A 12,191-nucleotide genomic window follows, 5' to 3' on the forward strand; every position below is an offset into this window, starting at 1 on the left:
CCCATTTCGAACGGAATAAGCCGATCGCATACCAGGCGGCCTACGCGGCCCTGCCGCAGCGACGAAAGCATCGCATCAGATGAAAAAAGGTTTTTACACCATCATGGCCGCGCAGTTTTTCTCGTCGCTGGCCGACAATGCGCTTCTCATCGCCGCCATCGCCCTGCTGAAAGACCTCCACGCCCCCAACTGGATGACACCGCTGCTGAAGCTGTTCTTCGTGTTGTCGTATGTGGTGTTGGCGGCGTATGTCGGTGCGTTCGCGGATTCGCGTCCGAAGGGCCGCGTGATGTTCATCACCAACTCGATCAAGGTGGTCGGCTGCCTGATCATGCTGTTCGGCGCCCATCCGCTGATCGCGTACGGGATCGTCGGGTTCGGCGCGGCGGCCTACTCGCCCGCCAAATACGGGATTCTCACCGAGCTGCTGCCGGCCGACCGGCTGGTCGCCGCGAACGGCTGGATCGAAGGCACGACCGTCAGCTCGATCATCCTCGGCACCGTGCTCGGCGGCGCGCTGATCAGCCCGCACATCGCGGCGCACGTGATCGCGCACACCCCTGCCTGGATCGGCACGCCCGCCGAAGCCGCGATGGCGATCATCATGGCGATCTACGTGGTCGCCGCACTGTTCAACCTGCGCATTCCCGACACGGGCGCCCGCTATCCGAAGCAGGAACGCGGCCCGGTCAAGCTGCTCACCGATTTCGCCGACTGCTTCATGGTGCTCTGGCGCGACAAGCTCGGCCAGATCTCGCTCGCGGTCACCACGCTGTTCTGGGGCGCGGGCGCGACGCTGCAGTTCATCGTGCTGAAGTGGGCCGAGGTGTCGCTCAACATGTCGCTGTCCGAAGGCGCGATCCTGCAGGCCGTGGTCGCGGTCGGCGTCGCGGCCGGCGCGATCGCCGCGGCCGCCCGCATTCCGCTGAAGAAGTCGCTGACCGTGCTGCCCGTCGGCATCGTCATGGGCATCGCGGTGATGCTGATGGCGTTCTACACGCGCGACCTGTTCCCGTCGCACTGGGCCGTGCATTTCGGCCATCTGCGCCTGCCGTTCTACCTGATCGTCGCGTACATCTTCCTGATCGGCGTCGGCGCGCTGTCCGGCTACTTCGTCGTGCCGATGAACGCGCTGCTGCAGCATCGCGGCCACGTGCTGCTGTCGGCCGGCCATTCGATCGCGGTGCAGAACTTCAACGAGAACCTGTCGGTGCTCGTGATGCTGTGCCTGTATGCGGTGCTCGTGTGGCTCGACGTGCCGGTCGGCGTCGTGATCGTGCTGTTCGGCACGTTCGTCTGCCTGACCATGTGGCTCGTGATGCGCCGCCACCAGGCGAACCAGCGTCAGTTCGACTCGGTCGCGCTGATCGGCGAATCGCGGCACTGACGCTACACTTTTCGTTTTCGTCCGCCGGCGCCGGCCCTCGAACCGGCGCGTTGCCCTCATGACGCACCCGATACCCAACCTCCTGACGATCGCCGGCTCCGATTCGGGCGGCGGCGCAGGCATCCAGGCCGACCTGAAGACGTTTTCCGCGCTCGGCGCGTATGGCGCGAGCGTGATCACCGCGCTGACCGCGCAGAACACGCGCGGCGTGACGGGCGTGCATGCGCCGGACGCCGCGTTCGTGACCGCGCAACTCGACGCGGTGTTCGACGACATCCGCATCGACGCGGTCAAGATCGGGATGCTCGCGAACGCGGCGATCGTGCAGGCGGTGGCCGACGCGCTGCGCCGTTACGCGCCGCGCTTCGTCGTGCTCGACACGGTGATGATCTCGAAGAGTTCGCACGCGCTGCTCGCACCCGATGCCGTCGCCGCGCTGCGCGACACGCTGCTGCCGCTCGCGACGGTCGTCACGCCGAACCTGCCCGAAGCGGCCGCGCTGCTGAACGTTGCGCCCGCCACCACCGAAGACGACATGGTCCGGCAAGGCCAGGCGCTGCTGCAGACGGGCGCGCGCGCCGTGCTGATGAAGGGCGGCCACCTGCCCGACGCGTCCGCGAGCCCCGACTGGCTCGTCGAAGCGACCCGCACGGTGCGGCTCGACGGCGCGCGCGTGCCGGTCAGCAACACGCACGGCACCGGCTGCACGCTGTCGTCGGCGATCGCCGCGCTGCTGCCGCAGCACCCCGATCTGGAAAGCGCGGTACGCGAGGCAAAGACCTACCTGACCGGCGCGATCGCCGCGAGCGGCCACCTCGACGTCGGTCACGGCGTCGGCCCGGTCCATCACTTTCATCGCTGGTGGTGAGCGGCCGCTGACGCGACGTCAGCGATCCTGCGCGGCGAACGCCTGCGCGCGCGCCGGCCAGTCGTCGGGCACGACGAAACCGCGCGCCGTCTCGCGCCACGTGCCATCGCCGCCCTTTTCATGGATGCCGATCAGGTCGGGCGTCTGGCGCGTCGCCAGTACGGGCGGCAGTTCCGGTGCGCTCGCCAGCGGCTCGGGCGCGAACCCCGCGCCGGCGGCGACACGTCGCGGTGCCAGCCACGCCAGCCGCGGCAATACGCTCCATGCCGCGCCGTCACGCTGCGCGGCCGCCCACGCCGGCCACTGTGCATGCGTCAGCCAGAACCCGCGCGGGTGATCCGGCGCGATTTCGGCGGACACCGGTGGCACCGGCGCACCGTGCGGATGGAACAGCCAGCCCTTGATGAACATCTGCGCGTCGGACGGCGCGCCGTAGCCGAGCCGGGCAAAGCCGTCGTGTTCGCCGAGCCGCAACTGATGGTCGAGCAGCCGGCTGCGCTTGCGGTCGAACCGGTCGACGAGATTGGGGCCGACGAAGTCGGCGAGCGACGCGCCGTCGCTGACCGGCGCGCACAGATAACACTTCACCGCGAGTTCCCAGTGCAGGCGCCGGCCGTCCGGTGCATCGACGAGAAAATCGACCTCGCCAAGCGTGCGGCCGTTGCTGCGCAAGGGGAGATTGGCCGCGACGAGCCGCAGCGACGGCCCGTGCGTCAGGAAGTATTCGAGCAGGCATTCGGCGTAGCGGCCGAGCCGGGTGGGCCGACACCCGTCGAGCGCGCGATGCAGCGGCCCGGGCTGCGCATCGAGCGCGGCGAGCCAGGCTTCGACGGCCGCCTGGCCCGCCGCATCCGGCCATGGGCGCGCGAGCGGCGCGCCCGGCACCGCGGTGAGCAGGCTCGGGCTGGCCAGCAGCCAGCCCAGATCGCGCACCGCGGCGTCATGCAGCGTATCGACGAACGCGCACGCCGCACCGGTCGTCATGACCCGGCCGGACCGTTCGCGTCGGCGCCGTCCGCGCGCTTGAACGTGTCGCGCGCGAGGCACAGGTCGGCCCACGCCTTCGACTTGTCCTGAAGGCTGCGCAACAGGTAGGCCGGGTGGTAGGTGACGATCACCGGCACGCCCTCGTACGCATGCACGCGGCCACGCAGCGACGCGATGCTCGCATCCGTCTTCAGCAGCGTCTGCGCGGCAAAACGGCCGAGCGCGACGATCAGCTTCGGCTTCACGAGCGCGACCTGGCGCTGCAGATACGGCTCGCAGCTTGCGACCTCGTCCGGCTCCGGGTTGCGGTTGCCGGGCGGCCGGCACTTGATCACGTTCGCGATATACACGTTGTCGCCGCGCTTGAGCGACAACGACTGCAGCATGTTGTCGAGCAGCTTGCCGGCCTGGCCGACGAACGGCTCGCCCTGCTTGTCCTCGTTCTCGCCCGGCGCTTCGCCGATCAGCATCCAGTCCGCTTCGCGGTCGCCGACGCCGAACACGGTGTTGGTCCGCTTCTCGCACAGACGGCACAGCGTGCAGTCGGCCACGCGCGCGGCCAGCGCATCCCAGTCGAGCGCGGCGACCGGCGTGCCGGCGGGGCGCGATTCGGTGAGCGGCACGGGCGCGGACTCGGCCGGCGGCGCCGCGTCGAACCAGGCGAAATCGTCGTCCGCTGCAGCCGGCGCATCATCCTTCGGTGGCATCGTATCGGGCGATGCGGCCGATACAGCTCGCGCAGCCCGGCGATCGCCCTCGTCGACACCCTGCGCCGACACCGCCGACACCGCCGACTCGCGAGCCGCCGAGGCGCCGGCCGCGCCACGCGCGACGGCCGCCAGCGCATCGTCCTGCACCGGTGTACGCGCTGCACGCACCGGCCGATCGGCCGCGACGGCGGAACCGTCATCGGTCGCGGCGGTGTGCGCGACCGCAGGCGCGTCGGCTGCCGCGCCTTCGTCCGCGCGCTGCCCGCGCCGCACCCAGATCTGCGCGAGGCCCAGTTCCTCGAGCGCCGCTTCAGCCCACGCCATGCGCATCCCCCTCGTCCTTGTTCAGCGTCAGACGCATCACGATCGCGTCTTCCCGGCTGCGATGCTTCGCCGGATAGTAGTTCTTGCGCCGGCCGATCGTCACGAAGCCGAAGCGCTCGTACAGATGGATCGCGCGCGGGTTGGACGGCCGCACCTCGAGCAGCACGCCGTCGAGCCGCTCCGCGCGCGAAATACGCACCGCCTCGCGCAGCAGCGCGAGGCCCGCGCCCGCATGCTGCGCGGCCGGCGCGACGCACAGGTTCAGCAGATGCATCTCGTCGATCACGGGCATCAGCACGCAATAGCCGACGAGCGAGCCCGTCACGTGCCGCAGGCACACGCCGAGATAGCCGTTACGCAGCGAATCCTCGAAATTGCCACGGCTCCACGGGAATTCGTACGCGACTTGCTCGATCGCGACGACCTCGTCGAGATCGGCGTCCGTCATCGGCGCCAGATAGCGGTCGCTCAGCAGCACGCCCGTCATTCCTTCGCTCCGCCCGTCTGCGCGGCCCGGGCGGCGAGGCGCTCGGCCGTGGTCTGCGCGACCTTGTCGCGCACGTATTCGGGCGCGGCCTGGTCGGCCGGCACCGCCCGCCCCGCGCGGAACGCCCGCAGCGCGGCATGCGCGACCGCCAGCGCATGCGGCAGCGCATCGCCGTCGATCGCGGCGGCCCGCGCGGCAGCCGGCAATTGCGCGCCGAACGCCGCGGCCGCGTTGCCGGCGAGCGTGAACGGCGCGTCGGGTACGCCGACGGCGCCCGGTGCGTCGAGCGACGCCGGATGCAGCGTGCGCCATTCGCCGACGCTGTCGTCCCATTCGAAATCCGCCCAATAGGCTTCATCCATCCGCGCGTCGAGCGCGGCGAGCACGCGGGCCGTGCCGGGCGCGCGCAGCCGCGCGTGCTCCGCGCACGCGAGCAGCGTGCCGATCGGCACGACCGGCAGCCCGCCCCCGAACGCGAGGCCCTGGGTAATGCCCGTCGCGGTACGCAGGCCCGTAAACGAGCCGGGGCCCGCGCCGAACGCGATCGCGTCGCAGTCGGCGAGCGTCAGCCCGGATTCGGCGAAGAGTTCCTGGATCGCCGGCAGCACGCGCGTGCTCGACACGGCGCCCGTCAGCTCGTGACGGACCCAGGTTTGCGGAGTGGAAACGGCGTCATCGGCCGGGGCCGAGCGCAGCAGCGCGACCGAGCAGTATTCGGTCGACGTGTCGATGGCGAGGAGCACTGTTTGCGTCATGGCCGACATTGTAATGCGCCGCCCCGCTCCCACGGGCAATCGGGCCCGATCTGTGCGCACGTGCGGCGCGGGCGGCGGTTTGGAAGGATCGCTCGACCCGGCGCGACGGTCCGCTTGTTAAGATCGGCCGATCTGAAACCCTTACGGAGACACCCGATGAGCGAACTCACCGCCCAATTCGACCAAGCCCAGATCGACGTCAAGCAACTGACGGAACGGCCGGGCAACCTGACCCTGCTGCGCCTGTACGCGCTTTTCAAGCAGGCGACCGACGGCGACGCGCACGGCGACAAGCCGGGCTTCACCGACATCGTCGGCAAATACAAGTACGATGCGTGGGAAGCGCTGAAGGGCACGCCGCAGGATGCGGCGAAGCAGCAGTACATCGAACTCGTCGAATCGCTGAAAAACGGCACGGCGTCCTGACCGGATCGCCGTCATCGCAATAGGCAATCAAATCAGTGGCGCAGCGCAGCAAATTTCTTTATAATGCGGCCTGCGTCACCTCCCGCGCTCGGCTCGCAAGCCGTTCCGGCCCGACGCCTCGTAGCGTTAAGCTCCAATCCGGTTTAGAACCTGTCCCCTCCTGCTTCGACCCTTGCGGTCGTCAACTAGGCTGGCGGCCCCGCTCCTGAAGCGCGCCGCACCCAAAACAGCTTCTAATGCCTCATCCGCCGACGGTTCGGCGGATTGCACCCGTTTCCCGATTTGCTCGCTGAATCCGACGACTTGGGTATGCGCGATTGGCGCCGACGTTTCACCCACTGTGTTTCAAGGATTGTTATGACTTCGAGCATCAACTCCAGCCCGCTCAACGCGATCGCCGACCAGGCGCTCGGTCTCGACGCCGCCGCACCGGCCGCGGTCGAACCGGCGTCGGACGAGCCGAGCTTCGCGTCGCTCGGGTTGTCGCCGGAGATCGTCTCCGCGCTGCAGGCCGCCGGCTACGTGAAGCCGACGCCGGTCCAGCAGCGCGCGATTCCGGCCGGCATCGCCGGCCGCGACCTGCTGGTGTCGAGCCCGACCGGTTCGGGCAAGACCGCCGCATTCATGCTGCCCGCGATCGAACGTTTCGCGCAGCTCCAGAAGACGCAGGCGCAGCAGCCGCGCGCGCCGCGCGACCCGAACCAGGGCGACCGCCGCGCGCGCCGCCCGCAACCCGTCGCGCGCCCGGGCCTGCTCGTGCTGACGCCGACCCGTGAACTCGCGATGCAGGTCACGACGGCCGCATCGACGTACGGCAAGCACCTGAAGCGCCTGCGCACGGTCAGCATCCTCGGCGGTGTCGCCTACGGCCAGCAGCTGATGCTGCTCGCGAAGAACCCGGAAATCCTGGTTGCCACGCCGGGCCGCCTGCTCGATCACCTCGAGCGCGGCCGTATCGACCTGTCCGAACTGAAGATGCTCGTGCTCGACGAAGCCGACCGCATGCTCGACATGGGCTTCATCGAAGACATCGAAACGATCGTCGCCGCCACGCCGGAATCGCGCCAGACGATGCTGTTCTCCGCCACGCTCGACGGCAAGATCGGTTCGCTGACGAGCCGCCTGCTGAAGGACCCGGAACGCATCGAGATCCAGCAGCGCCTCGAGTCGCGCACGAACATCGCGCAGACGGTTCACTACGTCGACGACCGCGATCACAAGGATCGCCTGCTCGATCACCTGCTGCGCGACGACGCGCTCGACCAGGCGATCATCTTCACGGCGACCAAGATCGACGCCGACCAGCTCGCCGGCCGCCTCGCCGACGCAGGCTTCGAGTCGGCCGCGCTGCACGGCGACCTGCCGCAGGGCGCGCGTAACCGCACGATCCGCGCGCTGCGCGAGCGCCGTGTGCGCGTGCTGGTTGCGACCGACGTCGCGGCACGCGGCATCGACATCCCGGGCATCACGCACGTGTTCAACTACGACCTGCCGAAGTTCGCGGAAGACTACGTGCACCGTATCGGCCGTACCGGTCGCGCGGGCCGTTCGGGCACCGCGGTGAGCCTCGTGCACCACGCCGAGCAAGGCGCGCTCAAGCGTATCGAGCGCTTCGTGCGCTCGCCGCTGCCGGTCAACGTGGTCGAAGGTTTCGAGCCGCGCAAGTCGCCTCCGCGTAACGGCGGCACCGGCGGCCGCGGTCGTCCGGGCGGCGGCAACGGCGGTCGTCGTTTCGGCGGCAAGCCGGGCGGCGGTTATGGCGGCAACGGCAGCGGCAACGGTCGCAGCTACGGCGGCGGCAATGGCGGCGGCTGGAGCGGCAAACCGGGCGGCAGCCGCGACGGCGGCCCGCGTCGCGACGGCCAGCGCAGCGGCGGCCCGCGCCGCAGCAACTCGGCATCGTAAGCACACACGGGCGGCCCTCGGCCGCCCCGCGGATCGGCTATGCCCATCCAGCCAACCGGCGCATCCGCGCCGGTTTTTTTTTCGCCTCGCGTCAATTTCACGATGCGGAAAATTTTTTTGCGTCGTAAAAAATCATGCTGCACGGCACAACCCGTGCGATTGCGGGATAGAAAAACGCATTTCTTATCTCGAAATGGAAATGGCAACCCATTGATTAAAAACAACTAAAAAAATCCACGCTTCCCAAGACAGCCCCTGTTTCGCTCCCACCGATTTGCCTAGACTCTTATACAAGACTTCGCGAACCGGAACGCATCACTTCCCCGCCTCGCGAACCGCATCGTCACCGCCAGATTCGGCCCGTCACGCATACATCGCATCAAGGAGCTCATCATGTCGCGTCAGCAACAGGCACAGGAACTGCAGCAGCAATGGGAAACCGATCCGCGCTGGAAGGGCATCAAGCGCAACTACTCGGCTGAGGACGTGGTCCGCCTGCGCGGCTCGATCCCGATCGAGCACACGCTGGCCAAGCGCGGCGCGGAAAAACTGTGGAGCCTCATCAACAACGAGCCGTTCGTCAACGCACTCGGCGCGCTGACCGGCAACCAGGCGATGCAGCAGGTGAAGGCCGGTCTGAAGGCCATCTACCTGTCCGGCTGGCAAGTGGCCGGCGACGCGAACGTCGCGGGCGAAATGTACCCGGACCAGTCGCTGTACCCGGCGAACTCGGTGCCGCTCGTCGTCAAGCGCATCAACAACACGCTCACGCGCGCCGACCAGATCCAGTGGTCGGAAGGCAAGAACCCGGGCGACGAAGGCTACGTCGATTTCTTCGCGCCGATCGTCGCCGATGCGGAAGCCGGATTCGGCGGCGTGCTCAACGCGTTCGAGCTGATGAAGGCGATGATCGAGGCCGGCGCGTCGGGCGTCCACTTCGAAGACCAGCTCGCGTCGGTGAAGAAGTGCGGCCACATGGGTGGCAAGGTGCTCGTGCCGACGCGCGAAGCCGTCGCGAAGCTGTCGGCCGCGCGCCTCGCGGCCGATGTGATGGGCACGCCGACCGTGCTGGTGGCCCGCACCGACGCGGAAGCGGCCGACCTGATCACGTCCGACGTCGACGACAACGACAAGCCGTTCCTCACCGGCGAGCGCACGGTGGAAGGCTTCTTCCGCACCAAGCCGGGCCTCGAACAGGCGATTTCGCGCGGCCTCGCGTACGCGCCGTACGCGGACCTGATCTGGTGCGAAACGGGCAAGCCCGATCTCGAGTACGCGAAGAAGTTCGCGGAAGCGATCCACAAGCAGTTCCCGGGCAAGCTGCTGTCGTACAACTGCTCGCCGTCGTTCAACTGGAAGAAGAACCTCGACGACGCGACGATCGCGAAGTTCCAGAAGGAACTCGGCGCGATGGGCTACAAATTCCAGTTCATCACGCTGGCCGGCTTCCATGCGCTGAACTACTCGATGTTCAACCTCGCGCACGGCTATGCCCGCACGCAGATGAGCGCGTTCGTCGAACTGCAGCAGGCCGAGTTCGCGGCGGCCGACAAGGGCTTCACGGCAGTCAAGCACCAGCGCGAGGTCGGCACGGGCTACTTCGACGCGGTGACGCAGACGGTCGAACGCGAAGCATCGACGACCGCGCTGCACGGCTCGACAGAGGACGAACAGTTCTTCGACGGCAAGAAGGTCGCGTAACTCGCCCAAGCGTGACGCCGATGCCGCGGCATCGGCCACCGGAACAACAATCAGGGAGGAGACGGCAGGCGCGCGAGTCCCATCGCGCGACCGGCCGCGCGGCCTGCGGGCCGCCAGCAACGCCGCGCGCCGGCTTCGTCCGGCGCGCCCTTTTTCTGCGGCGCAGCCTGGCCCGGCCACGGCCGGCGCTGCCCTACCGATAGACGATCACCGGAATTTTCGTATGGGTCAGCACGCGCTGCGTCTCGCTGCCGATCAGCAGGCTGCCGAGCCCGCGGCGTCCGTGGGACGCCATGAAGATCACGTCGCACCCGCCGCGTTCGGCCGCCTCGATGATGCCGAGATACGGCGACGGATGCACGCTCGTCCACGTATCGCACGCGACCCCGGCCGCCTTCGCCGCCGCTTCCACCTCGTCGAGATGCGCCCGCGCCTCGCGCTCGCTGCGCGCGCGGAAATCGGCGGGCGGCTCGATGATCACTTCGGAAAACGGCGAGTACGGGTATTGCGGCAGGCACGCGTAGGCCGTGACCTGCGCGCCGACCGCGCGCGCCAGGTCGATCGCGCCGTCGATCGCCTTTTGCGACAGTTCGGAACCGTCGGTTGGAACGAGGATGTGCCGGAACATCGCGCCCTCCTTCGTCAATCGCACGCCGCGCGCCCCGGCTCCGGCCGAACCGGCCGCGACACGGCGTGCATGCCTCTTACGATTGTAGTGGGTGAAACCGCGCAAGCCGCACCGTCAGCGGGTTCGCCCTCATATCGGAAACACGCGGACGCGCAGCACCTACTCGCCCCAATAGCCGGGCCGCTCGTACGTGTGCTTCAGGTAATCGAGAAACAGGCGCACGCGCAGCGGCAGGTGCCGGCGCTGCGGAAACACCGCGTGAATGCCGATCGGCGGCGCAGCGAAGGCGTCGAGCACGCTGACGAGCCGGCCGGCCGCGATGTCCTCGCCGACTTCCCACCACGAGCGCCATGCGAGGCCATGCCCTGCGAGGCACCACTCGTGCAGCACCGCGCCGTCCGAGCATTCCATCGTGCCGTTTACGCGGATCGACACGACCTTGTCGCCTTCCTGGAACGCCCAGCCGCGCTGCTGGTTTGCATTGGCCGCGAGCGCGAGGCAGTTGTGCCGCGCCAGTTCCGCGAGCGTGGCCGGCGTGCCGCGCCGCGCGAGATACGCGGGCGACGCGACGCACACGCGGCGGTTCTCGCCGAGCTTCAGCGACACGAGCGACGAATCGGGCAGCTCGCCGAGCCGCACCGCGCAATCGAACCCCTCGTTGACGAGGTCGACCATCCGGTCGGACAGGTCGAGCGTGACCGACACGTCCGGATGCGCGCCGCTGAATTCGGGCACGAGCGGCGCGACGTGCCGCCGGCCGAAGCCGGCGGGCGCGGAGATCCGCAGATGGCCGCTCGCCTTGACGCCGCCGGCGGACACGCTCGCTTCCGCGTTCTGCATCTCGTTGATGATGCGCTGACAATCCTCGAGGAACGCCGACCCCTCGAACGTCAGCGTGAGCTTGCGCGTCGTGCGCACCAACAGCTTCACGCCGAGCCGCTCCTCGAGCGCGTCGAGGCGGCGGCCGATGATCGCCGGCGCGACGCCTTCCGCATGCGCGGCCGCCGACAGGCTGCCTTTGGCCGCGACCGCGGCGAACGTTTCGATCTGTTTGAACCGGTCCATGACTCCGTCGGGAGGACGGCATCGCCGCCCTTCAAATAACTTGAGCCGCACAAGATTAGGTATATGAAAGTAAAAGATCAAGTGACGTTTAGCGTCTTTTTTAGCACCTCCTATCACGAATAGAATCGACCCGACCTCTGAAACCGGAGCGCAAGGCTATGTCGGCCACAACGACACTCTCCTCTCCCAACGCCATTCTCTTCGACGCATTCGGCACGTTGTTCGACGTGCGTGCCGTGCTGGCCGTGGCTGAGCAGATGTTTCCCGGTCATGGGGAACGGTTGTCGCAGCTGTGGCGACGCAAGCAGATCGAATATTCGCAGTTGCGCACGCTTGCCGATCCGGCCGGCACGCACTACCGCCCGTTCCGGGACATCACGCTCGATGCGCTGCGGTTCGCCGCGCGCCGGCTCGGGCTCGCGCTGAACAGCGCGGCCGAGAAACGGCTGATGGACGAATACGCGTGCCTGTCCACCTATCCCGACACGCTGCCCGCATTGCGCAAGCTGCGCGCGCTCGACCCGCGCCCGCCGCTCGCGATCCTGTCGAACGGCACCCCGCAGATGCTCGACATCGCGATCAAGAGCGCGGGCATGTCCGGGCTGTTTGATCGCGTGCTGTCGGCCGACACCGTGCGCGCGTACAAGCCGAGCCCGGCCGCCTATGCGCTCGGCACCGCCGCGTTCGGGGCGAACCCGCGCGACATCGTGTTCGTGTCGTCGAACGCGTGGGACGTCGCGGGCGCCACCTGGTTCGGCTACACGACGTTCTGGCTCAACCGCACGGGCGCCCCCGCCGAGGAACTCGGCGCGCCGCCCGACGGCACGGGCACCGGCATGGTCGACCTCCTCGCGTTCCTCGCCGCACCCACCCCGGCTCCGTCCGGCAGACCCGCAAACCGCACGCGCCCCGGCCCGGGTGCATGACGTTTCGCAGCGCTGCCGCCTT

Annotated in this window: 12 protein-coding genes; 6 read left to right on the top strand and 6 right to left on the bottom strand. The window is 68.3% G+C overall.

All coding sequences use genetic code 11. The features are described 5' to 3' along the window. Positions 1-79 precede the first annotated feature (79 nt). Positions 80-1,387 carry a lysophospholipid transporter LplT gene (gene lplT / locus CFB49_RS11150; RefSeq protein ID WP_089435220.1) on the top strand — a complete coding sequence of 436 codons (1,308 nt, stop codon included), beginning with the start codon at positions 80-82 and terminating at the stop codon, positions 1,385-1,387. Positions 1,388-1,445: 58 nt separating this feature from the next. Then, complete coding sequence (thiD, locus tag CFB49_RS11155; RefSeq protein ID WP_069617684.1) at positions 1,446-2,255, top strand: bifunctional hydroxymethylpyrimidine kinase/phosphomethylpyrimidine kinase; 810 nt, start codon at positions 1,446-1,448, stop codon at positions 2,253-2,255. A gap of 18 nt (positions 2,256-2,273) precedes the next feature. On the opposite strand, the gene CFB49_RS11160 is transcribed toward thiD, so the two are convergent. The 4 genes from CFB49_RS11160 to tsaB are packed head-to-tail and all read right to left on the bottom strand — an operon-like array spanning position 2,274 to position 5,527. Next, positions 2,274-3,239 (bottom strand): DUF1853 family protein, encoded by a 966-nt coding sequence (locus CFB49_RS11160; protein ID WP_089491326.1) that lies wholly within the window; start codon positions 3,237-3,239, stop codon positions 2,274-2,276. After that, positions 3,236-4,276 (bottom strand): uracil-DNA glycosylase, encoded by a 1,041-nt coding sequence (locus CFB49_RS11165; protein ID WP_089491474.1) that lies wholly within the window; start codon positions 4,274-4,276, stop codon positions 3,236-3,238. Before CFB49_RS11165 ends, CFB49_RS11160 begins: the two co-directional genes overlap by 4 nt. Next, positions 4,263-4,763, bottom strand: a complete 501-nt coding sequence (gene rimI, locus CFB49_RS11170) for a ribosomal protein S18-alanine N-acetyltransferase (protein WP_069617686.1) — start codon at positions 4,761-4,763, stop codon at positions 4,263-4,265. The genes CFB49_RS11165 and rimI overlap by 14 nt, the downstream gene beginning before the upstream one ends. Further along, positions 4,760-5,527: a tRNA (adenosine(37)-N6)-threonylcarbamoyltransferase complex dimerization subunit type 1 TsaB gene (tsaB, locus tag CFB49_RS11175; RefSeq protein ID WP_089491327.1), complete on the bottom strand. Its 768-nt coding sequence runs from the start codon at positions 5,525-5,527 to the stop codon at positions 4,760-4,762. Before tsaB ends, rimI begins: the two co-directional genes overlap by 4 nt. Before the next feature lie 147 nt (positions 5,528-5,674). Here tsaB and CFB49_RS11180 point away from each other — a divergent pair, with 147 nt between their 5' ends. The 3 genes from CFB49_RS11180 (at position 5,675) to aceA (ending at position 9,550) form a co-directional block, all read left to right on the top strand. Beyond that, entirely contained in the window at positions 5,675-5,944 is a 270-nt protein-coding gene (locus tag CFB49_RS11180; RefSeq protein WP_069617688.1) for an acyl-CoA-binding protein, read from the top strand. A 357-nt stretch (positions 5,945-6,301) separates the two neighbouring features. Continuing rightward, the gene (locus tag CFB49_RS11185) at positions 6,302-7,849 is read left to right on the top strand and encodes a DEAD/DEAH box helicase (protein WP_069617689.1); all 1,548 of its coding nucleotides are present in this window, start codon (positions 6,302-6,304) and stop codon (positions 7,847-7,849) included. Positions 7,850-8,242: 393 nt separating this feature from the next. Further along, on the top strand, positions 8,243-9,550 hold the full coding sequence (aceA, locus tag CFB49_RS11190) for an isocitrate lyase (protein WP_069617690.1): 1,308 nt from the start codon (positions 8,243-8,245) through the stop codon (positions 9,548-9,550). Positions 9,551-9,743: 193 nt separating this feature from the next. Here aceA and CFB49_RS11195 read toward each other — a convergent pair whose 3' ends face one another. Further along, positions 9,744-10,178, bottom strand: coding sequence for a universal stress protein (locus CFB49_RS11195; RefSeq protein ID WP_050012929.1), 435 nt, complete (start codon positions 10,176-10,178; stop codon positions 9,744-9,746). A gap of 159 nt (positions 10,179-10,337) precedes the next feature. Then, a complete protein-coding gene (locus tag CFB49_RS11200) occupies positions 10,338-11,243 on the bottom strand; it encodes a LysR family transcriptional regulator (protein ID WP_069617691.1) in 906 nt (301 codons plus the stop codon). 158 nt (positions 11,244-11,401) lie between these two features. Between CFB49_RS11200 and CFB49_RS11205 the strand changes: the two genes are divergently transcribed. Continuing rightward, complete coding sequence (locus CFB49_RS11205) at positions 11,402-12,169, top strand: haloacid dehalogenase type II (RefSeq protein ID WP_089491328.1); 768 nt, start codon at positions 11,402-11,404, stop codon at positions 12,167-12,169. Positions 12,170-12,191 lie beyond the last annotated feature (22 nt).

Source organism: Burkholderia sp. AU17457 (assembly GCF_002223255.1).
GTDB classification, from domain to species: domain Bacteria; phylum Pseudomonadota; class Gammaproteobacteria; order Burkholderiales; family Burkholderiaceae; genus Burkholderia; species Burkholderia sola.